This is a genomic window from Citrobacter sp. Marseille-Q6884 (assembly GCF_945906775.1).
Classification (GTDB): domain Bacteria; phylum Pseudomonadota; class Gammaproteobacteria; order Enterobacterales; family Enterobacteriaceae; genus Citrobacter.
The window spans coordinates 57591-77737 of sequence record NZ_CAMDRE010000001.1; the positions used below are offsets into that span (position 1 = coordinate 57591).

Consider the following 20147-nt stretch of genomic DNA (forward strand, 5'->3'; position numbering starts at 1 on the left):
TCATTTATTGCATTCCCAATATGGAATCGCCCTTCCCGTTTCAGGTTTGCCCCCGCGCTTTTTTACTGGCATTTTATTCAGTAGTTTTTACTTTTCATCGTTCGTCACTTCGCAACAAGGAAGCGTTCATGGCTACTGATCATTCTCAACCCGCAGCGATTATTTCCAAACCTATGCGGCGTTTAACCGTGGGTTATGTCAGAAAACGGTACGAAGATCGTCAAACCGGATACACACTACGTATCAGTCGGCATGCGTCGCTTACGCTGAACGGCGACTGGCTGGAACAGGCTGGATTCCCGACAGGCACTGCGGTGAATGTTTCGGTGATGCAGGGGAAATTAATTATTGAGCAGGCAGCGGAATAGCTGTTGTCGTGAGGGAAAACAGGCCGGATGTCGCTGATGGGGGCATCCGGCACTGACAGGGGTTATTCTTCTTCCGGTGCTTCTAACTCGGCAAATCCGCCGTGGCCTTCCCACCCGGCTAATCGCTGATACACAGTCTCAACCGCTTCTTTGATTGGCTGTGTCATCGGATAGTAAAAGCCGACAATATCCGGCTGAATGCCGAGGAAAATAACCTCGCCAACATCGTCTTTCAGCTGATCGACCAGGTAGTTCAGCGGCATATTGTGCGTCGTCATCATGAACATCTCGGCGATGTCATCAGGATCGATAATACGGATCTCACCGGGGTTAAGGCCCATATCGGTTGCATCCACAATCAGCAGACGTTCCGGGCGCAGTTCGCGAATGGCCACAATATCATTCTCAGGCGCGCTGCCACCGTCGATGACCACCCAGTTGCCTTTAGGCTCTGCCGCGCACATCTCCGCCAGCAGCGGACCCGCGCCGTCATCGCCCATCATGCTGTTGCCAACACACAATAAAACGTCAGTCACGGTGTCTCCTCACCATCAGATAGATGGCGCTTTCCTGATGAATATCATGGAGCATGCTGAGCATCAGTTTGCTCCATTCCTGCTGCTGCGGCGTCTGCACGGCGAGCGCGTCATCAAACGCACGCGCCAGCATCTGCACATGGTTAAAATCGATGACGATCTCACCGTATTTCGGCACGCCTTCCATTTTACGGCGGGCTTCGCTTCCTTGTGCAAGTGTCGCAATCCACGCCAGATACGCATCCCATGGACAGGTTAACGCCGCCTCCAGGCAATCGATAACCCCCAGGTGGTGACCAATCGCCAGGCTGTAATAGACAACCTGCTGCGCCTCGGCGGGCGTCGCATCGTTCTCATCAATAAACTTACGGCTCAGTTGACTGAACACCACCGTTTCACTCATCGGATACGCGCCTCTTCAACGACCTGGTTAAGATGGGTGACGATCTCGGTCAGACGCGGATCGTTTTCCGCCTCCAGCCAACGCGCCACCTGATGTTCGCCCAGACCTAACTGCGTCATGTAGTCATCCGCGATCTGGCGGCCATAGCGATAACCCGCCAGACGGCGCGCTTCACGATCGACCTTCACACGTAACGGTTGAACCATATCCGGGTGCAGAATTTCTGCAGGCTGTTCGTCCAGTTCGCCAGGCGCGCGCGCGTGAATTTTTTGCTCCAGCAGACCCAGCGCCATGGCAAAACCGTACAGCGTTGCCGCAGGCGTCGGCGGGCATCCCGGAATATAGACATCCACCGGAACGATTTTATCCGTACCGCCCCAGACACAGTATAAGTCGTGGAAGATCCCGCCACTGTTACCGCAGGCCCCGTAAGAGATACAAATTTTCGGGTCCGGCGCAGACTGCCAGGCACGCAGCGCCGGGGAGCGCATCGCGCGGGTGACCGCACCGGTAAACAGCAGAATATCCGCATGACGTGGTGATGGCACCACTTTGATCCCAAAACGTTCTGCGTCAAACAGCGGGGATAACGTAGCAAAAATTTCGATTTCGCAGCCGTTACAGCCGCCGCAGTCTACACGGTAGACGTAAGCCGAACGCTTGATGCTTTTCAGCAGCGATGCTTTCATGCTGGCAATGGATTCATCCACCGTCATCGGTACCGGAATACCGTTGGCGTCACGTGGGCCTAATAAATTGCTCATCAGCTGGCCTCTTTCATATGGCGAGTCAGTTCAATACGGTCAGACGGCACCAGGCATTTCTGGCGCTTACAGTCCGGGCAGGTCTCAAAGCTTTCACGGTGATTTTCCGCACGGCTATCACCGTTGTGCTTCAGCAGCGCAATGGCGTAATCAATCTCTTTTTGTACCGCAAACGGACGGTTACAGACGCGGCAATTGCACAGCGCGAAACGAGACTGCTGCAGGAAATCCTCTTTCTTCCACACTGCCAGTTCATATTCCTGAGACAGTGTGATCGCCGCCGTTGGGCAGACTTCTTCACAGCGGGCGCAGAAGATGCAGCGGCCGAGGTTAAACTGCCACGCCAGCTCGTTCGTGACCAGGTCTGTTTCGACCGTCAGCGCGTTTGACGGACACGCATTCACACACGCTGCGCAACCAATGCACTGCTGCGGATTGTGTTCCGGTTTACCACGGAAGTTTTTATCAACCGCGATCGGCTCCAGCGGATACGACGACGTCTGCGTCCCGGTTTTGATGACTTTTTTGATAAAAGTAAACATGGCGATTCCTTATTTCAGCGGCGAGTTTTTACGCTCGATGCTGTAGCGCTCAAGTTCTTTGTACGGCACGACTTTGCTTTTCTTCTTACGCACATCGACCACGGTCATGCGGTCAGTACAGGAGTAGCAAGGATCGAGGCTACCGATAATCAGCGGGGCATCAGAAACGGTGTTACCACGCAGCATGTAACGCAGTGTCGGCCAGTTCGCGTAGGTGGCCGCACGGCAGCGCCAGCGATACAGTTTCTGGTTGTCGCCAGTCATGCTCCAGTGGATGTCATCCCCGCGCGGCGCTTCGGCAAAGCCCAGCGCGAAACGGTGTGGAATATAGGTGAAACCTTCCACCATCAGCGGACCGCCTGGCAGGTTATCCAGACCAAAGTCGATCATGTTGAGCGCCGTGTAGACTTCGTTGATACGCACTTTTAAACGAGAAATAACGTCGCAGCCCTGCTCGCTGTGAACTTCCATCGGCAGCAGACCGTAACCCACAAACGGGTGGTCAGCACGGGTGTCACGCGCGTGGCCGCTAGCGCGAACCATCGGACCGACGTTACTGAAATCACGGGCGATTTCCGGGTCCAGGCGACCAATACCGACGGTACGCTGTTCCATGTTCGGCGTGCTGAGCAGCATATCGACCAGTTCCTGCACGTCACGACGCATCTGCTGCGCCAGCTGACGAGTCTGGATCATGTCTTCTTTCAGCAGATCGCGACGGATACCGCCGATCAAGTTCAGACCGTAAGTTTTACGCGCGCCGGTCAGGATCTCTGCCATCTTCATGGACGTTTCACGTACGCGGAAGAACTGCATAAAACCAGAGTCGAAGCCGGTGAAGTGACACGCCAGGCCAAGGTTCAGCAGGTGCGAGTGCAGACGTTCAACTTCCAGCAGAATGGCGCGGATCATCTGTGCGCGTTCCGGCACCACAATCCCCATCGCATTTTCGACGGAGGTGGTGTACGCGGTGCTGTGGGCAAAACCACAAATACCGCACACGCGATCCGACAGGAACGTCACTTCGTTGTAGCCCATACGCGTTTCCGCCAGTTTTTCCATGCCACGGTGGACATAGAACAGACGGTAGTCAGCGTCGATGATGTTCTCGCCATCAACGAACAAACGGAAGTGACCCGGTTCATCGGAAGTCACGTGCAGCGGGCCAATCGGCACCACGTTGTTTTTCTTGTCACCCAGTTCGTTAATGAACTCGTAGGTTTCGGCATCGGTCGTCGGCGCCGGGCGCTGACGGTAATCCATGCTGTCTTTACGCAGCGGATAGAGTTCATCCGGCCAGTCATCCGGCAGCACCAGACGACGTTCATCCGGTAATCCTACCGGGATCAAACCGTACATATCGCGCACTTCACGCTCGCCCCAGACGGCGGCCGGTACGCGCGGCGTGACGGACGGGAATTCCAGTGTATTGGCATCGACTTCAACGCGAACGGTGATCCAGCACTTGGTGCCCTGCTCCATCGACATCACGTAATACACAGCATAGCGACCGCACAGCTGGCGTTCGTCATTACCAAACAGCACGGACAACCATCCGCCCTGTTTGTAGTAAAGGAACTCAACCACTTCTGGCAGATAGTTCACCTTCACGGTGATGGTCAGCTGATCTTTGGTCTGCCAGGCTTCGTCCAGTACGACGCCAGGAAATGCCTGGTGCAGTGCCGCAAGGTATTGTTGACCTAATTTTTCTTCAGACATGCTCAAACTCTCTTAAATCACGCCACCAGCAAGGAGACGAATGCTAAAAACGCAAACCCAAAACCGGCCCAGGTCACGCGTGAAGTGGCGCAAAAACGCAGACGCGCCATGCTGTTTTCGAACAGGGCAATCACCAGTACGCCGACGACCAGCTTGACGATGGCGATCACCAACGCCAGCAGCAGCCCACCCGCCGTAAAGGTTTCCATCTGTCCCCACGGCAGGAACACGCCGACAAACATTTGCAGAACGACCAGTTGCTTGAGGCTAATACCCCATTTCAGCACTGCAAAACCGCTGCCGCTGTATTCGGTCAACGGACCTTCCTGCAGCTCTTGCTCCGCTTCCGCGAGATCGAACGGCAGTTTGCCCATTTCGATAAAGGTGGCGAAAGCGCAGGCGCACAGCGCCAGAATCAGCGGGATGCTGCGCGCAGCAGGCCAGTGATAAACGGTATCGGCAATGTTGCTGATATGGGTTGAACCCGCGACCTGCGCCGCGACCCACAACCCCAGCAGCAGAATGGGCTCTACCAACACACCGAGCATCGCTTCACGGCTGGCACCAATGGCGGTGAACGGGCTACCGGTATCCAGACCCGCGATAGAGAAGAAGAAGCGGGCAATGGCGAACAGGTAAATTAAGGTGATCAAGTCGCCCAGTTGCGGCAGCGGTGAGCCAACGGTCACGACCGGCAACGCGGTGGCGATAGTCAGCATGACACCCACCATCACGAACGGCGTCAGACGGAATACCCAGCTGGAATCCGCAGGCGCAATGCTCTGACGACCCAGCAGTTTGATAATGTCGCGGTATTCCTGTAACACGCCCGGACCGCGGCGATTGTGCAAACGCGCACGCGCCACACGGGTGATACCGGACAGCAGCGGCGCTACGGCAAACAACACCAGCGCCTGAATTAACGGATATAAAACACTCATTCTCAGGCTCCTCGTGAAACCACAATCACCACCAGCACCGCCAGCTCAATCAGCGCCAGGCGACGGAACAGCACCGGTGCAGCCGCATTCTGCCAGCCCGGAACCAGTGACACCGGATTCAGCCATTTACGCAATTTGAGTACCGGAGCAAAGGCTTCTTTCACCGGCATAGCAAAACCGTGCGCGGTGATAACCATCGACTGCTCGTGATCGTAACCACACACCCACGCCGCACCGCGTGAACGCGACGGCAGACGGTTGCCTTTGAAAATAGCCATGATGATGAACGGCAGCAGAGGACAAGCAATCAGCAGCAGCGTAATCATAGGTTGAGAAACGGTGGTGTTCGCCGTTTCCAGCGGCAGCGGTACAGCCGAAGAGATCAGCGGCAGCAGCCACGGTGCAGCAACACCGCCAAGCACGCAGCAGATAGCCAGTGCAACCACGCTCACGCCCATCAGGATGGGTGCGCAGCAGGCGTTTTCAGCTTCCTTCGTGCGCGGTGCGCCCAGGAACGTGACGCCATAGACTTTCGCCATACACATCACGGCCAGCGCGCCGGTAATCGCCAGCCCTACCGCCAGCAACGGTCCTAACAGACGACCGATAAACGCTCCGCTGTTGCCCAGTTTGAAGAAGGATTGATAGATAACCCATTCACCGGCAAAGCCGTTCAGTGGTGGCAGCGCAGCCATCGCCATCAGACCGACCAGCATAGCCAGAGAAATCACCGGCATGCGTTTACCAATACCACCCAGTTTTTCGATATCACGATGACCGGTACGGAACCAGATGCTGCCTGCGCCCAGGAACAGAACGCTTTTAAACAGACTATGGTTAACCAGATGGTACAAACCGCCGGTCAGACCCAGCGCAATCAGCGCGGGTTGATTGAGGGCAATCCCGGTCACACCGGCACCCAGACCCAGCAGAATAATGCCGATATTTTCCAGCGTGTGATAAGCCAGCAGACGCTGGATGTTGTGCTCCATCAGCGCATACAGACCGCCGACAAACGCGGTGATCATACCCAGTACCAACAGCGCAATGCCCCACCACAACGGCGCATTACCGCCCAGCAGAGACAAGGTCAAAATCCCCAGCAGACCCACCTTCATGACCACGGTAGAGAACAGCGCCGCAGCCGGTGCGCTGGCGTTAGCGTGCGCCTGTGGTACCCAACCGTGCAGCGGGATAATCCCGGCCAGCAAACCAAAACCGGCAACGCCCAGTACCCAGATGTCAGAGCCGAGCGGCAATTCCTGCGTACGCAGGTCGAGCAGACGCAGTTCCAGCGTGCCGTAGCGCTGCCACACCAGGTAGCAGGCAACCGCCAGCAACAGGGTGCCCAGACGACCCAGAGCAAACCACAATTTGCCTTCTTTGCTGCAACCTGTCAGGAACACCGCGCACAGCGCCATGATTTCCGCCATCACCACCAGCGTACCGAGGTTGCTGGCCACCACCGCACACACCGCAGCAGCCATCAGCAGGTTAACCAGCAGACCGTTGGCCTTTACCTGCGGATGACGATGCCAGTCAATGTTGTACAGGCTGACAAACAGACCGCACAGACCCAGCGTGATAAGCCAAATCGCATTCAGCGGGGTCACTTGCAGACCGTGACCGATAAACGGCATCACGCCGCTGACCGCGAGTGCGTTCGTCAGCACGGTAAAACCCGCCGCCGCCGTACACAGGCTGCCGACTGCGCCGCCCACGCCCGCAATCCAACCGCTCAGCGGTTTATGAAACGAAAACAGAAATGCCAGAACCGCCGCAGCCGTAAACCAGGCCACGCCGCTGTTAATCAGTGAAATTACGCTCATTTTGCATCCCCACTCTGAGCCTGCTGAAACAAGGTGAGATCGCCGAAATCGGTATTGAAGGTCAGCTCACGCTTACGTTTGCTGGCGCGGGCGATATCCGTATTGCTCACCAGATGCAGGGCTTTGGTCGGACACATGCGTACGCAGGCCGGACCTTGCTCATCAAAACTGCACAGATCGCATTTCACCGCGATGGCGCGTACGCCCGGAACCCAGTCCAGCAGCGTGCTGACACGCGCGGGTGCAGGCGGAGCCGGAGGCGCTTTTGGCGTATTGGCGTTCGCCGGGATGTGCAGCGGACGGCTGCCGGAAAATTCAATCGCCCCGAACGGGCAAGCAATCCCGCACAGTTTGCAGCTCACGCACAGGCTTTCATTCAGCTGTACGGCGCCATCGACACGGTTAATGGCATTAACCGGGCAAACGGTGGCACAAGGCGCATCTTCACACTGGTGGCAAAGCTGCGGCGCAGATTCTTTTTCATTTAACATCACTTTAAGGCGCGGCATTGACTGCAGGCCATGCTGGCGATGTGTCTCTGAGCAGGCGGCTTCACAGGTGTGGCAGCCAATACAAAGAGTGGAGTCAGCAATTACAAAACGATTCACCAGGCATTCCTCAGGTGATAGTCATTTTTGACGAAACATGTCTATCGAATGTCATTTTCGACACTTTTCGACATGCCCATTCCCTAAACTGTCGTGATGCAGCGGAAAACCACACCATGACGCAAGTGGGCAACACCCGAGGCTTATGCCGGGTTATGTCCTTCTACCAGTTGGCTTAAATTCACCGGCATATTGTTTTCAACCGCGGTATACAGGCTGTCGTAGACGCTGGCGATTTTCTCGAGATAGTGCTCCAGCACCTGCTCGCGATCGCGGTTGCTAATTCGGTCATCGACTGTGCCATCGATGGTCAGCTGTGCCTGCGCAATCAGCTGTTTATCGTCACCGTCTTTCGTTTCGACGTAGTACTCGATGGTATGGCTGTTAAAGCCATCCGCCAGCGTGACGTAAATAGTGAAATGTTCAAAAAGGACAAAGCAGAGATCCTTGTCCGGCGCGCAGCTCATCGCATGATGCAAACGCGCTTTCGACAGGGTGATCCCCTGAACCAGCGAGTTGCAGTAAATACGCCACTGGTCCTGTAGGCGACGGTGCCGTTCAGCGATGTAATCGGCTTTTTCGCTTATTTCCCAAATAGTCATGTCAGGTTACCCGTTTAGCAGAGATAGACAGCCTTAAGCACATTTCATGCCAACATTAAAATCGTTAATTTTCATATGGATATAAAAATTAGCAGGCGTGACGACATGTCATTTCGTCATCGTCGACATTGTCACGCGTGGAAAAATTCAACCTGGCATGTTTATTGCTTTTACAGGGCAACGACTATGGGAGGCGATATGCACGAAATAACCCTCTGCCAACGGGCACTGGAATTGATTGAACAACAGGCCAAACAACACGGCGCTCATCGGGTGACTGGGGTCTGGCTCAAAATTGGCGCATTTTCTTGCGTAGAAACCAGTGCTCTCGCCTTTTGTTTTGATCTGGTATGCCGCGGGACACTTGCAGAAGGTTGTAAACTGCACCTCGAAGAACAAGAAGCCGAGTGTTGGTGCGAATCTTGTCAGCAATATGTCACGTTACTGACGCAACGCGTGCGCCGCTGTCCACAATGCAACAGCGACACGCTGAGAATTGTGGCTGATGACGGCTTACAGATTCGACGAATAGAAATAGGCGACGCTGAAGATTAATTACTGCCGGTGATGCCCCCCAGGCCGGATAAGGCGCTAGCGTCGCCATCTGGCAAAAAGCACGTAATAAGCAATGAATCAGGAGTGAGCGATGTGTACGACATGCGGTTGCGCGGAAGGCAACCTTTATATAGAGGGTGATGAACATAACCCTCATTCGGCGTTTCGTAGCGCGCCATTTGCCCCGGCAGCACGTCCGGCGCTGAATATCACCGGTGTGAAGACATCCAATTTCACGCCGAGCCAGACCGCAGAAGGCGATTTACATTACGGTCATGGTGAAGCAGGCACCCACGCGCCAGGCATGAGCCAACGCCGCATGCTGGAAGTGGAAATTGACGTGCTGGACAAAAACAACCGTCTGGCCGAGCGTAACCGCGCCCGCTTCGCTGCCCGCCAACATCTGGTACTTAACCTCGTATCAAGCCCGGGTTCCGGTAAAACGACGCTGCTGACTGAAACGCTGATGAAACTGAAGGACCGCGTGCCGTGCGCGGTCATTGAAGGCGATCAGCAGACGGTCAACGATGCTGCCCGCATTCGCGCAACCGGTACGCCAGCCATTCAGGTGAACACCGGTAAAGGCTGCCACCTTGACGCACAAATGATTGCCGATGCCGCCCCGCGTCTGCCTTTGGATGACAACGGTATTTTATTTATCGAAAACGTCGGCAACCTGGTTTGCCCGGCCAGCTTCGACCTCGGCGAGCGCCATAAAGTCGCGGTACTTTCCGTCACCGAAGGGGAAGATAAGCCGCTGAAATATCCGCATATGTTTGCTGCCGCCTCGCTGATGCTGCTCAATAAAGTGGATCTGCTGCCGTACCTCAACTTTGATGTTGAAAAATGTATCGCCAGCGCCCGTGAAGTGAACCCGGAAATTGAGATCATCCTGATTTCTGCCACCAGCGGCGAAGGGATGGATCAATGGCTTGCCTGGCTGGAGACGCAGCGATGTGCATAGGTGTTCCGGGTCAAATCCGCACCATTGAAGGTAACCAGGCCAAGGTGGATGTTTGCGGCATTCAGCGCGACGTTGACCTGACGCTGGTCGGTAGCTGCGATGAAAATGGTCAGCCGCGTCTGGGCCAGTGGGTACTGGTTCACGTCGGCTTTGCCATGAGCATCATTAATGAAGCCGAAGCGCGCGACACGCTCGATGCGCTGCAAAACATGTTTGACGTTGAGCCGGATGTCGGCGCGTTGCTGTATGGCGAGGAAAAATAAATGCGTTTTGTTGACGAATATCGCGCACCAGAACAGGTGATGCAGTTAATTGAGCACCTGTGTGAACGTGCCGCTCACCTCCCCTATACGGCTGAACGTCCGCTGCGCATTATGGAAGTGTGCGGTGGTCATACTCACGCTATCTTCAAATTTGGTCTCGACCAACTACTGCCTGAAAACGTAGAGTTTATTCACGGCCCGGGCTGTCCGGTTTGCGTTCTGCCGATGGGCAGAATCGACAGCTGCGTAGAAATCGCCAGCCATCCAGACGTGATTTTCTGTACCTTTGGCGACGCGATGCGCGTACCGGGTAAACAAGGTTCACTGCTGCAGGCCAAAGCGCGTGGTGCGGATATCCGCATCGTCTACTCTCCGATGGATGCCCTGAAGCTGGCGCAAGAGAACCCGACACGCAAAGTCGTGTTCTTTGGTCTGGGTTTTGAAACCACCATGCCGACGACCGCGATCACCCTTCAGCAGGCAAAACAGCGCGACGTGCAGAACTTTTACTTTTTCTGCCAGCACATCACGCTTATTCCTACGCTGCGTAGCCTGCTGGAGCAGCCGGACAACGGTATCGACGCCTTCTTAGCCCCCGGTCACGTGAGTATGGTGATCGGTACCGATGCCTATAATTTCATCGCCTCAGATTTTCATCGCCCGTTAGTGGTCGCGGGTTTTGAACCGCTTGATCTGCTGCAAGGCGTCGTGATGCTGATTGAGCAGAAAATAGCGGCCCAAAGCCAGGTTGAGAACCAGTATCGCCGCGTCGTACCGGATGCCGGTAACGCCCTGGCGCAACAGGCCATCGCTGAAGTATTTTGCGTCAATGGCAACAGCGAATGGCGCGGTTTGGGTGTCATCGAATCCTCGGGGGTTCACCTGACGCCTGATTATCAGCGTTTTGATGCCGAAGCGCATTTCCAGCCTGCGCCGCAGCAGGTCTATGACGATCCTCGCGCCCGTTGCGGGGAAGTACTGACCGGCAGATGTAAGCCGCATCAGTGTCCATTATTTGGCAAAACCTGTAATCCAGAGACCGCGTTTGGCGCATTAATGGTCTCATCCGAAGGCGCATGTGCCGCCTGGTATCAGTATCGTCAGCAGGAGTGTGAAGCATGAACAGCGTACAACTCGCCCACGGTAGCGGCGGTCAGGCTATGCAGCAGTTGATCAACAGTCTGTTTATGGAAGCATTTGCGAATCCGTGGCTGGCGGAACAGGAAGATCAGGCACGTCTGGATCTGGCGCAACTGGTTGCTGAAGGCGACCGTCTGGCATTTTCAACTGACAGCTATGTCATCGACCCGCTGTTCTTCCCTGGCGGTAATATCGGTAAGCTGGCAATCTGCGGCACAGCCAACGATGTCGCGGTAAGCGGCGCGATTCCTCGCTACCTCTCCTGCGGATTTATCCTCGAAGAAGGCCTGTCGATGGATACGCTGAAAACCGTCGTCAACAGCATGGCGGCTACCGCGCGCGAAGCGGGCATTGCTATCGTGACCGGCGACACCAAGGTTGTGCAGCGCGGCGCAGCAGACAAGCTCTTCATTAACACCGCAGGTATGGGCGCGATTCCGGCCGATATTCACTGGGGCGCACAGACTCTGAGCGTCGGCGATGTGCTGCTGGTCAGCGGCACCCTTGGCGATCACGGCGCGACCATCCTGAACCTGCGCGAGCAGTTGGGACTGGATGGCGAACTGGTGAGCGATTGTGCGGTATTAACCCCACTGATTCAGACACTGCGAGATATTCCTGGCGTGAAAGCGCTGCGTGATGCTACACGTGGCGGCGTCAACGCGGTCACACATGAGTTCGCAGCAGCATGCGGCTATGGGATTGAGCTGTCAGAAGCGGCCCTGCCGGTGAAACCTGCAGTCCGCGGCGTCTGCGAACTGCTCGGTCTGGATGCGCTCAACTTCGCCAACGAAGGTAAACTGGTGATCGCGGTTGAACGTCAGGCAGCAGAAGCGGTACTTGCCGCACTGCGCGCGCACCCGTTAGGCCAGGATGCCGCCCTGATCGGCGAAGTTGTCGAACGCAAAGGCGTCCGACTTGCCGGGCTCTACGGCGTAAAACGCACCCTCGATTTACCACACGCCGAACCATTACCGCGTATATGCTGATATATTGCCCGGTGGCGCTACACTTATCCGGTCTGCAGGCAAGACATTGCCCGTAGGCCGGGTAGGGTGAACCCGCCATCCGGCAATAAGTTACGACTGATACCTATAATTCATTTACCGTTTTCGCACCGTTCTGTGGTGCTTCCTGGAAAAGCAATATGTCGTATACACCGATGAGTGACCTCGGACAGCAAGGCTTGTTCGATATTACTCGTACATTATTACAGCAGCCCGATCTTCAGTCTCTCAGTGAGGCGCTTTCGCAACTGGTCAAGCGTTCGGCGCTGGCCGATTGCGCGGCTATTGTGTTATGGCAGGCGCAGACGCAGCGTGCGCATTATTTCGCGACGCGTGAAAATGGTAAGCCCATCGATTATGAAGACGAAACCGTACTGGCGCACGGACCGGTGCGCCGCATTTTGTCTCGTCCCGATACGCTACATTGCAACTACCATGAGTTCACCGAAACCTGGCCGCAGCTGGCGTCCGGCGGCTTGTACGCTGAATTTGGACACTACTGCCTGCTACCGCTGGCGGCCGATGGACGGATCTTTGGCGGCTGTGAATTCATCCGCAATGAAGACCGCCCGTGGACGGAAAAAGAGTACAACCGGCTGCAGACTTTTACGCAGATCGTCGGTGTCGTTGCGGAGCAAATTCAGAGCCGGGTAACGAACAACGTCGATTACGAACTGTTATGCCGCGAGCGCGACAACTTTCGCATCCTGGTCGCCATCACCAACGCCGTGCTCTCCCGCCTGGACGTTGATGAGCTGGTCAGCGAAGTCGCCAAAGAGATCCACCACTACTTCAATATTGATGACATCAGCATCGTGCTGCGCAGCGATCGCAAAAATAAGCTGAGCATTTACTCCACCCACTATCTGGATGAGCATCATCCGGCACATGAACAAAGTGAAGTGGACGAAGCCGGCACGCTCTCTGAACGGGTATTCAAAAGCAAAGAGATGCTGCTGATTAACCTGAACGAACGCGATGCGCTTGCGCCTTACGAACGTATGCTGTTCGAAACCTGGGGCAACCAGATACAAACGCTGTGCCTGCTGCCGCTGATGTCCGGCAATACGATGCTTGGCGTCCTCAAGCTGGCGCAGTGTGAAGAGAAAGTCTTCACCACCGCCAACCTCAAATTGTTGCGCCAGATTGCCGAACGCGTGGCGATTGCCGTCGATAACGCCCTCGCCTATCAGGAGATCCACCGCCTGAAAGAGCGGCTGGTCGATGAAAACCTGGCGCTGACCGAACAACTCAACAACGTAGACAGTGAGTTTGGCGAGATCATTGGTCGCAGCGAAGCGATGTACAGCGTCCTCAAACAGGTCGAGATGGTGGCGCAAAGCGACAGCACTGTCCTGATTCTGGGTGAGACCGGAACAGGTAAAGAACTGATAGCCCGGGCCATTCACAATCTGAGCGGACGTAATGCCCGCCGGATGGTGAAGATGAACTGCGCAGCCATGCCTGCCGGATTACTGGAAAGCGATCTGTTTGGCCATGAACGCGGTGCGTTTACCGGCGCCAGCGCTCAGCGAATTGGTCGTTTCGAGCTGGCGGATAAAAGCTCGCTGTTCCTCGACGAAGTGGGCGATATGCCGCTGGAATTGCAGCCAAAACTGCTGCGCGTTCTCCAGGAACAGGAATTTGAACGGCTGGGCAGTAACAAGCTGATCCAGACGGATGTCCGCCTGATCGCCGCCACCAACCGGGATCTGAAAAAAATGGTGGCAGATCGCGAGTTCCGTAACGATCTGTACTATCGTCTGAACGTCTTCCCGATCCATTTGCCGCCGCTGCGTGAGCGCCCGGAAGATATTCCCCTGCTGGTGAAAGCCTTCACCTTTAAAATCGCCCGCCGGATGGGACGTAACATCGACAGTATTCCTGCGGAAGCGCTGCGAACGCTGAGCAGTATGGAATGGCCGGGGAACGTGCGCGAACTGGAAAACGTCGTGGAGCGTGCGGTTCTGCTGACGCGAGGCAACGTGCTGCAACTCTCGCTGCCTGATGTCGCCAACCTGACTCCTTCCGATCCCCCGGTGGCAACAGAAGTCGCACAAGAGGGTGAGGACGAATACCAGCTCATTATGCGCGTACTGAAAGAGACTAACGGCGTTGTCGCCGGTCCCAAAGGCGCGGCGCAGCGCCTGGGTCTGAAGCGCACCACCCTGCTTTCACGTATGAAGCGACTGGGTATTGATAAAGATGCGCTGGTTTAACAACTGTGGCTATACTGGGGGATATCTCAACGAAAGGAGGCAGTATGGCGGTATCAGCACGTAATCAACTCACCGGTACGGTAAGTGCGGTTGCCACTGGCGCAGTGAATGATGAAGTTGAACTGACGCTGGCAGGCGGTGCAAAACTGGTCGCGATTGTTACCCATAGCAGCCAACAGGCGCTGGGTCTGGCAAACGGAAAAGAAGCGATTGCCCTGATCAAAGCACCGTGGGTCACGCTGGCAACGGAAGACTGTGGGCTGAACTTCTCAGCCCGTAACCAGTTTGCTGGCAGCGTTTCTCAGGTTACTGAAGGTGCAGTCAACGCGACGGTACACATCAAGACAGATGCCGGTTTTGACATCGTTGCCGTGATCACTAACGAGAGTCAGCAAGAAATGAAACTGAGCCAGGGCAGCCGCGTCATTGCGCTGATCAAGGCCTCAGCGATTCTGATTGCCACCAAAGCATAATCCCCGACAATGCCCTCGTGCCGAGGGCATTATTTTTTGCGCTGATACTTCTCGGGCAATTCCGGGACCGGGCGTTTGTCATCAATCAAATGACGCACAGTCAAAATCGGATGGCGCCAGAGCATTCTCGGCCCCGCCCAGCGCATAATCTGCTTCATCTCTTCACGCTTCGCCGGTTGATAACAGTGTACCGGGCACTGTTTGCACGCGGGTTTTTCTTCGCCAAACACACACTTATCCAGGCGTTTTTGCGCATAACTAAATAACGCGTCGTAATGCCCAGGCTCCTTCGAAGCCTGCGGACACTGGTTTTCGTATAGCGAGATCATTTTCTGGATCGTCATTTTTTCACGTGCAATACGTTTGCCAGACATGATGCCTCCATATTTAAGTTGCATAAATAATACACCTTAGTCATCCACGCGACTATCACCTGAAGGTGATACATCCTTAGCACCCTACGCAAATAAGAATTATTTTCATTTGTTTATGCCATGTGCTATATAACATAGCAAAGGCTATATTCGATGATAAATTAACCACTTTGCTGTGAGGGATACTATGCCGCACCTGACCCGTCTGAAGTCATTTCTTCTTGCCAGCGTACTGACGGCACTCACGCTGTCGCCTGCCTTTGCGAAAGAAAAGTTTAAGGTGATTACCACCTTTACGGTGATTGCCGATATGGCGAGCAACGTGGCGGGTGACGCGGCCGAGGTCAGTTCAATCACGAAACCCGGTGCGGAAATTCACGAATATCAACCCACGCCGGGGGATATTAAACGGGCGCAGGGCGCACAGCTTATTCTCTCCAACGGCCTTAACCTGGAGTTGTGGTTTGCCCGTTTCTATCAGCATTTATCCGGCGTACCGGAAGTGATGGTTTCGGATGGGGTAAAACCGATGGGCATCAGCGAAGGCCCTTACAACGGAAAACCCAACCCACATGCCTGGATGTCGGCAGAAAATGCCCTGATCTACGTCGATAACATTCGCAACGCGTTGATGAAGTACGACCCGGACAACGCCGCCACCTACCAGAAAAATGCAGAGAACTATAAAGCGAAGATTCGTCAGACGCTCGATCCCCTGCACGCCGCGCTGGCGAAAATCCCGGCGGATAAACGCTGGCTGGTCACCAGCGAAGGCGCATTCTCCTATCTGGCGCGCGATAACGATCTGAAAGAGCTGTATCTGTGGCCGATCAATGCCGATCAGCAAGGCACACCGAAACAGGTACGCAAAGTGATCGATGCGATCAGAGCGCATCAGATCCCAACGGTATTTAGCGAAAGCACGGTTTCCGATAAGCCGGCGCGTCAGGTAGCCCGGGAGTCCGGCGCACATTATGGCGGCGTATTGTACGTCGATTCCCTGAGCGCGGCCGATGGCCCGGTACCGACCTATCTGGATTTACTGCGCGTCACGACGGAAACCATCGTCAGCGGCATTAACGACGGCCTGAGGAGTCAAAAATGAGTCAATCTGCGATTACCGTGAACCAGGTTACGGTGACGTATCGCAACGGTCACACCGCTCTGCGGGATGCCACTTTTCAGGTTCCAGGCGGCACGATTGCCGCGCTGGTTGGCGTCAACGGCTCCGGGAAATCAACCCTTTTCAAAGCGTTGATGGGGTTTGTCCGGCTGGCGCAAGGGGAGATTTCCATCCTGCAACAACCGGTCAATCAGGCGCTGAAGCAGAATCTGATTTCGTATGTCCCACAGTCGGAAGAGGTGGACTGGTCGTTTCCGGTGCTGGTGGAAGATGTCGTGATGATGGGGCGCTATGGCCATATGGGCTGGCTACGTCGCCCGAAGGCGCGCGATCACGAATGCGTGGAGGCGGCGCTGGCGCGGGTTGATATGCTGGAGTATCGCCATCGTCAGATAGGCGAACTTTCCGGTGGGCAGAAAAAGCGCGTCTTTCTGGCGCGGGCTATCGCTCAGGACGGGCAGGTGATTTTACTGGACGAACCGTTCACTGGCGTGGACGTAAAAACCGAGGCCCGCATCATCGATCTGCTGCGCGAACTGCGCGATGAGGGCCGGACCATGCTGGTCTCTACCCATAATCTGGGTTCGGTCACCGAGTTTTGTGACTACACGGTGATGATTAAAGGTACGGTGCTGGCAAGCGGTCCGACGGAAACCACCTTTACCACTGAGAATCTGGAACTGGCCTTCAGCGGCGTCCTGCGCCACGTGGCGCTGAACGGGGGTGAGCAGCATGTGATTACGGATGATGAGCGTCCGTATATTTCCCGACGCACCGCAAGCGAGGGGGAGTCATCATGAACTGGCTGACAGAGCCGTTTGGCTATCAGTATATGCTGAATGCCATGTGGGTCTCCGCGATGGTCGGCGGCCTGTGCGCGTTCCTCTCCTGCTACCTGATGCTCAAAGGCTGGTCGCTGATTGGCGATGCGCTGTCGCACTCCATCGTCCCGGGGGTTGCCGGGGCTTATATGTTAGGCCTTCCCTTCGCGCTCGGCGCCTTTCTTTCCGGGGGACTGGCGGCAGGCAGCATGCTGTTTCTCAATCAGCGTTCGCGTCTGAAGGAAGATGCGATTATCGGGCTGATCTTTTCCTCCTTCTTCGGCATCGGGTTGTTTATGGTGTCGCTCAATCCGATGTCGGTGAACATACAGACCATTATTCTCGGCAACATACTGGCGATTGCCCCGGAAGACATTGTGCAACTGGCGATCATCGGCGTTGTCTCGCTGACCATTTTGTTATTGAAGTGGAAAGACCTGATGGTGGTCTTTTTCGATGAGAACCATGCGCGGTCTATCGGTCTGAATCCGGGTCGGTTGAAGCTGTTATTTTTTACGCTACTTTCCGTTTCCACCGTTGCGGCACTGCAAACCGTCGGGGCATTTTTGGTGATTTGTCTGGTGGTGACCCCCGGCGCTACCGCCTGGCTGTTGACCGACCGCTTTCCCCGCCTGCTCGTCATCGCTGTCGCCATCGGTAGCCTGACCAGCTTTTTCGGCGCCTGGCTGAGCTACTGGCTGGACGGCGCAACCGGCGGAATCATTGTCGTTCTGCAAACGCTGCTGTTTCTGCTGGCGTTTGTCTTTGCCCCCAAACATGGCCTGCTGGCAAATCGCCGCCGCGCCCGCCAGGTGAATAAGGAGTCCTCATGCTCTTAAACACGCTGCTGGAACCCTTTCAGTTCAACTTTATGGTCAACGCGCTGGCCATCTCCACCCTCGTCGCCATACCCTGCGCGTTGTTGTCGGTCTTTTTGGTGCTTAAAGGCTGGGCGCTGATGGGCGATGCCATGAGTCACGCCGTTTTTCCGGGGATCGTTCTGGCTTACATCGCCGGTATTCCGCTGGCAATTGGCGCGTTTATCGCCGGGCTTTTCTGTGCGGTTGCAACGGGCTATCTCGATGATAATAGCCGAATCAAGCGAGACACCCTGATGGGGATCGTCTTCTCCGGGATGTTTGGCGCAGGGCTGGTGCTGTATGTCTCTATCCAGTCTGAAGTCCATCTGGATCATATTTTGTTTGGCGATATGCTGGGCGTTTCGCTGAGCGACATCGCCCAGACAGCGGTTATCGCCCTCGGGATCGCGCTGATTATCGGGCTAAAGTGGAAAGATCTGCTGCTGCACGCGTTCGATCCGCATCAGGCAAAAGCCAGCGGACTTAACACCCCCCTGCTGCATTACGGGCTGCTGTGCATGATCGCCCTGACCATCGTCGCGACGCTAAAATCAGTGGGGATCATTTTGTCGATCTCACTGTTAATTGCGCCAGGTGCCATTGCGATTTTATTGACGCGAACCTTTTCCCGCGCGTTATTATTGGCGGTAGCGATCTCGGTGGTAACCTCATTTCTGGGTGTATATCTCTCCTTTTTTATCGACAGCGCACCGGCCCCGACCATCGTCGTATTATTTTCTCTGCTGTTTGTCTTTGCCTTTATTTATTCCACCCTGCGCGATCGCCGCTTAGAAAACCAACTTCAGCCGCATGATATATAAATAGCACTTAACAATATGTCCGCTAATGTTTTTGCTGTTGATAAATAACAATGATATTAATATAGCCTCCCGCAGGAGGCTATATTTCCTGCACATTACAGCATCGTGATAATCCGTTTTAATAAACGGATGCGCGGCGCAATTGAGGCGATATCCAGCCATTCATCTGCGCTGTGGAAACCCGCGCCAATCGGGCCCAGTCCGTCCAGCGTCGGAATACCTAACGCCGCCGTCAGATTAGCATCGCTCCCGCCGCCCACGGCCTGCCATGTCACAGTGATGCCTTCTTCCAGACCCGCGCGTTCTACCAGCGCCATCAACTGTTGAGTCTCTTCACTCGCCGCCATCGCAGACTTGTGGCTTACGCGGGTGAGCGTGGTGGTCACGCCATCCAGGAAACCGTGCTGGCAGAGTGACTGCAGTGCCTGATGCACGCGGTCATACTCCTCGTTCTCCCAGAATCGCACATCCAGTTCCGCATGCAGTTTCGCCGCCACCACATTCGCCGCGCTGCCACCCTGCACAACGCCCACGTTAAGCGTGGTTCCGCGCGCTATGTCGCTCAACGCGTTAATCGCCAGCACGCTATTGGCAAACGCGGTGATCGCAGAACGCCCTTTTTCCGGCTCGTTACCGGCATGCGCCGCAACGCCGTCAAACGTCAGTTGATAGCCGCCAACCCCTTTACGCGCTTTCACCAGAGAGCCGTCAGCCCGAGCGGCTTCACACACCAGCACGCAGCGCGCGCGCTTCGCCAGTTCGCCAATCCACTGGCTGGAGTGAACGCTGCCGGTCTCTTCATCCGGGTTCATTGCCACAGCGATAGACAGCCGCGCCAGGTCCTCAGCCGGTAACGTGCGCATCGCCCAGACCATATTCAGCAGGCCGCTTTTCATGTCGGAAACGCCGGGTCCGTAAAGACGGGTGTCATCGCGGCTCATTGGGCGTTCCGCCACGGTTCCCACCGGGAAAACGGTATCAAGATGGCCGACCAACAGCACATCATACTGTGTCGCATCAGGCTTATTGGTCGCCAGCAGCGCCGGACCGACCGCACGGCCTAAATCCACCTGCTCTGTATGCCAGCCTTCCTGCTGCCAAAGTTCGCGCATCACTGCGGCCACGCGGGCAACGCCGTCTACTGTTTGCGTACCGCAGTCTACGTTGACCAGCGTTTGCAGTTCATCAATGTACTTTTCCAAATCCATGGTAAAT

Annotated in this window: 23 protein-coding genes; 12 read left to right on the plus strand and 11 right to left on the minus strand. The window is 55.5% G+C overall.

What is annotated here, in order from left to right:
* Positions 1–128: 128 nt before the first annotated feature.
* Positions 129–368: a SymE family type I addiction module toxin gene (locus tag N7268_RS00315; RefSeq protein WP_198906148.1), complete on the plus strand. Its 240-nt coding sequence runs from the start codon at positions 129–131 to the stop codon at positions 366–368.
* Positions 369–430: 62 nt separating this feature from the next.
* Here N7268_RS00315 and hycI read toward each other — a convergent pair whose 3' ends face one another.
* The 9 genes from hycI to hycA form a co-directional block, all read right to left on the minus strand.
* Positions 431–904, minus strand: a complete 474-nt coding sequence (gene hycI / locus N7268_RS00320; protein WP_260861387.1) for a hydrogenase maturation peptidase HycI — start codon at positions 902–904, stop codon at positions 431–433.
* Positions 897–1307 (minus strand): formate hydrogenlyase maturation HycH family protein, encoded by a 411-nt coding sequence (locus tag N7268_RS00325; protein ID WP_198906146.1) that lies wholly within the window; start codon positions 1305–1307, stop codon positions 897–899. The genes hycI and N7268_RS00325 overlap by 8 nt, the downstream gene beginning before the upstream one ends.
* The gene (hycG, locus tag N7268_RS00330) at positions 1304–2071 is read right to left on the minus strand and encodes a formate hydrogenlyase subunit HycG (RefSeq protein WP_260861388.1); all 768 of its coding nucleotides are present in this window, start codon (positions 2069–2071) and stop codon (positions 1304–1306) included. The genes N7268_RS00325 and hycG overlap by 4 nt, the downstream gene beginning before the upstream one ends.
* Positions 2071–2613 (minus strand): formate hydrogenlyase subunit HycF, encoded by a 543-nt coding sequence (gene hycF, locus N7268_RS00335; RefSeq protein WP_260861389.1) that lies wholly within the window; start codon positions 2611–2613, stop codon positions 2071–2073. The genes hycG and hycF overlap by 1 nt, the downstream gene beginning before the upstream one ends.
* Before the next feature lie 9 nt (positions 2614–2622).
* Entirely contained in the window at positions 2623–4332 is a 1710-nt protein-coding gene (gene hycE / locus N7268_RS00340; protein ID WP_198906141.1) for an NADH-quinone oxidoreductase subunit C, read from the minus strand.
* Positions 4333–4349: 17 nt separating this feature from the next.
* On the minus strand, positions 4350–5273 hold the full coding sequence (locus N7268_RS00345) for a respiratory chain complex I subunit 1 family protein (protein WP_260861390.1): 924 nt from the start codon (positions 5271–5273) through the stop codon (positions 4350–4352).
* A gap of 2 nt (positions 5274–5275) precedes the next feature.
* Positions 5276–7102: a formate hydrogenlyase subunit 3 gene (hycC, locus tag N7268_RS00350; protein ID WP_260861391.1), complete on the minus strand. Its 1827-nt coding sequence runs from the start codon at positions 7100–7102 to the stop codon at positions 5276–5278.
* Positions 7099–7710 carry a formate hydrogenlyase subunit HycB gene (gene hycB / locus N7268_RS00355; RefSeq protein ID WP_260861392.1) on the minus strand — a complete coding sequence of 204 codons (612 nt, stop codon included), beginning with the start codon at positions 7708–7710 and terminating at the stop codon, positions 7099–7101. The genes hycC and hycB overlap by 4 nt, the downstream gene beginning before the upstream one ends.
* A 143-nt stretch (positions 7711–7853) precedes the next feature.
* Positions 7854–8312: a formate hydrogenlyase regulator HycA gene (hycA, locus tag N7268_RS00360; RefSeq protein WP_260861393.1), complete on the minus strand. Its 459-nt coding sequence runs from the start codon at positions 8310–8312 to the stop codon at positions 7854–7856.
* A 198-nt stretch (positions 8313–8510) separates the two neighbouring features.
* Between hycA and hypA the strand changes: the two genes are divergently transcribed.
* The 7 genes from hypA to N7268_RS00395 all read left to right on the plus strand — a co-directional run bounded on the left by hypA (position 8511) and on the right by N7268_RS00395 (position 14933).
* The gene (gene hypA / locus N7268_RS00365; RefSeq protein ID WP_198906132.1) at positions 8511–8867 is read left to right on the plus strand and encodes a hydrogenase maturation nickel metallochaperone HypA; all 357 of its coding nucleotides are present in this window, start codon (positions 8511–8513) and stop codon (positions 8865–8867) included.
* 91 nt (positions 8868–8958) lie between these two features.
* Entirely contained in the window at positions 8959–9831 is an 873-nt protein-coding gene (hypB, locus tag N7268_RS00370; RefSeq protein ID WP_198906130.1) for a hydrogenase nickel incorporation protein HypB, read from the plus strand.
* The gene (gene hypC, locus N7268_RS00375) at positions 9822–10094 is read left to right on the plus strand and encodes a hydrogenase 3 maturation protein HypC (protein ID WP_260861394.1); all 273 of its coding nucleotides are present in this window, start codon (positions 9822–9824) and stop codon (positions 10092–10094) included. Before hypB ends, hypC begins: the two co-directional genes overlap by 10 nt.
* Positions 10095–11216: a hydrogenase formation protein HypD gene (hypD, locus tag N7268_RS00380; protein ID WP_260861395.1), complete on the plus strand. Its 1122-nt coding sequence runs from the start codon at positions 10095–10097 to the stop codon at positions 11214–11216.
* Positions 11213–12223, plus strand: coding sequence for a hydrogenase maturation carbamoyl dehydratase HypE (hypE, locus tag N7268_RS00385; RefSeq protein ID WP_260861396.1), 1011 nt, complete (start codon positions 11213–11215; stop codon positions 12221–12223). Before hypD ends, hypE begins: the two co-directional genes overlap by 4 nt.
* Before the next feature lie 158 nt (positions 12224–12381).
* A complete protein-coding gene (gene flhA / locus N7268_RS00390) occupies positions 12382–14460 on the plus strand; it encodes a formate hydrogenlyase transcriptional activator FlhA (protein WP_260861397.1) in 2079 nt (692 codons plus the stop codon).
* A gap of 44 nt (positions 14461–14504) precedes the next feature.
* Entirely contained in the window at positions 14505–14933 is a 429-nt protein-coding gene (locus N7268_RS00395; RefSeq protein WP_260861398.1) for a molybdopterin-binding protein, read from the plus strand.
* Between the two features lie 29 nt (positions 14934–14962).
* Here N7268_RS00395 and N7268_RS00400 read toward each other — a convergent pair whose 3' ends face one another.
* Positions 14963–15307 carry a nitrous oxide-stimulated promoter family protein gene (locus N7268_RS00400; RefSeq protein WP_198906125.1) on the minus strand — a complete coding sequence of 115 codons (345 nt, stop codon included), beginning with the start codon at positions 15305–15307 and terminating at the stop codon, positions 14963–14965.
* A 187-nt stretch (positions 15308–15494) separates the two neighbouring features.
* On the opposite strand from N7268_RS00400, the gene sitA reads away from it, so the two are divergent.
* From sitA to sitD, 4 genes are read left to right on the plus strand one after another with little or no spacing between them, the layout of a single operon-like run.
* Positions 15495–16412: an iron/manganese ABC transporter substrate-binding protein SitA gene (sitA, locus tag N7268_RS00405; protein WP_260861399.1), complete on the plus strand. Its 918-nt coding sequence runs from the start codon at positions 15495–15497 to the stop codon at positions 16410–16412.
* Positions 16409–17230 (plus strand): iron/manganese ABC transporter ATP-binding protein SitB, encoded by an 822-nt coding sequence (gene sitB, locus N7268_RS00410; protein WP_260861400.1) that lies wholly within the window; start codon positions 16409–16411, stop codon positions 17228–17230. The genes sitA and sitB overlap by 4 nt, the downstream gene beginning before the upstream one ends.
* Positions 17227–18090, plus strand: coding sequence for an iron/manganese ABC transporter permease subunit SitC (gene sitC / locus N7268_RS00415; protein ID WP_260861401.1), 864 nt, complete (start codon positions 17227–17229; stop codon positions 18088–18090). The genes sitB and sitC overlap by 4 nt, the downstream gene beginning before the upstream one ends.
* Positions 18081–18932, plus strand: a complete 852-nt coding sequence (gene sitD, locus N7268_RS00420) for an iron/manganese ABC transporter permease subunit SitD (RefSeq protein WP_260861402.1) — start codon at positions 18081–18083, stop codon at positions 18930–18932. The genes sitC and sitD overlap by 10 nt, the downstream gene beginning before the upstream one ends.
* Positions 18933–19027: 95 nt before the next feature.
* Here the strand turns inward: sitD and N7268_RS00425 are convergent, their stop codons facing one another.
* The gene (locus N7268_RS00425) at positions 19028–20140 is read right to left on the minus strand and encodes a M20 family metallopeptidase (RefSeq protein ID WP_260861403.1); all 1113 of its coding nucleotides are present in this window, start codon (positions 20138–20140) and stop codon (positions 19028–19030) included.
* Between the last annotated feature and the right edge of the window lie 7 nt (positions 20141–20147).

Coding starts and splice junctions, on each gene's coding strand:
- N7268_RS00395 (WP_260861398.1), top strand. CDS start 14,505: ATGGCGGTATCAGCACGTAATCAACTCACCGGTACGGTAAGTGCGGTT.
- sitD (WP_260861402.1), top strand. CDS start 18,081: ATGCTCTTAAACACGCTGCTGGAACCCTTTCAGTTCAACTTTATGGTC.
- N7268_RS00400 (WP_198906125.1), bottom strand. CDS start 15,307: ATGTCTGGCAAACGTATTGCACGTGAAAAAATGACGATCCAGAAAATG.
- hypE (WP_260861396.1), top strand. CDS start 11,213: ATGAACAGCGTACAACTCGCCCACGGTAGCGGCGGTCAGGCTATGCAG.
- N7268_RS00315 (WP_198906148.1), top strand. CDS start 129: ATGGCTACTGATCATTCTCAACCCGCAGCGATTATTTCCAAACCTATG.
- flhA (WP_260861397.1), top strand. CDS start 12,382: ATGTCGTATACACCGATGAGTGACCTCGGACAGCAAGGCTTGTTCGAT.
- sitA (WP_260861399.1), top strand. CDS start 15,495: ATGCCGCACCTGACCCGTCTGAAGTCATTTCTTCTTGCCAGCGTACTG.
- hypB (WP_198906130.1), top strand. CDS start 8,959: ATGTGTACGACATGCGGTTGCGCGGAAGGCAACCTTTATATAGAGGGT.
- N7268_RS00425 (WP_260861403.1), bottom strand. CDS start 20,140: ATGGATTTGGAAAAGTACATTGATGAACTGCAAACGCTGGTCAACGTA.
- N7268_RS00345 (WP_260861390.1), bottom strand. CDS start 5,273: ATGAGTGTTTTATATCCGTTAATTCAGGCGCTGGTGTTGTTTGCCGTA.
- hycG (WP_260861388.1), bottom strand. CDS start 2,071: ATGAGCAATTTATTAGGCCCACGTGACGCCAACGGTATTCCGGTACCG.
- hypC (WP_260861394.1), top strand. CDS start 9,822: ATGTGCATAGGTGTTCCGGGTCAAATCCGCACCATTGAAGGTAACCAG.
- sitB (WP_260861400.1), top strand. CDS start 16,409: ATGAGTCAATCTGCGATTACCGTGAACCAGGTTACGGTGACGTATCGC.
- hycF (WP_260861389.1), bottom strand. CDS start 2,613: ATGTTTACTTTTATCAAAAAAGTCATCAAAACCGGGACGCAGACGTCG.
- N7268_RS00325 (WP_198906146.1), bottom strand. CDS start 1,307: ATGAGTGAAACGGTGGTGTTCAGTCAACTGAGCCGTAAGTTTATTGAT.
- hycA (WP_260861393.1), bottom strand. CDS start 8,312: ATGACTATTTGGGAAATAAGCGAAAAAGCCGATTACATCGCTGAACGG.
- hypA (WP_198906132.1), top strand. CDS start 8,511: ATGCACGAAATAACCCTCTGCCAACGGGCACTGGAATTGATTGAACAA.
- hypD (WP_260861395.1), top strand. CDS start 10,095: ATGCGTTTTGTTGACGAATATCGCGCACCAGAACAGGTGATGCAGTTA.
- hycC (WP_260861391.1), bottom strand. CDS start 7,102: ATGAGCGTAATTTCACTGATTAACAGCGGCGTGGCCTGGTTTACGGCT.
- sitC (WP_260861401.1), top strand. CDS start 17,227: ATGAACTGGCTGACAGAGCCGTTTGGCTATCAGTATATGCTGAATGCC.
- hycE (WP_198906141.1), bottom strand. CDS start 4,332: ATGTCTGAAGAAAAATTAGGTCAACAATACCTTGCGGCACTGCACCAG.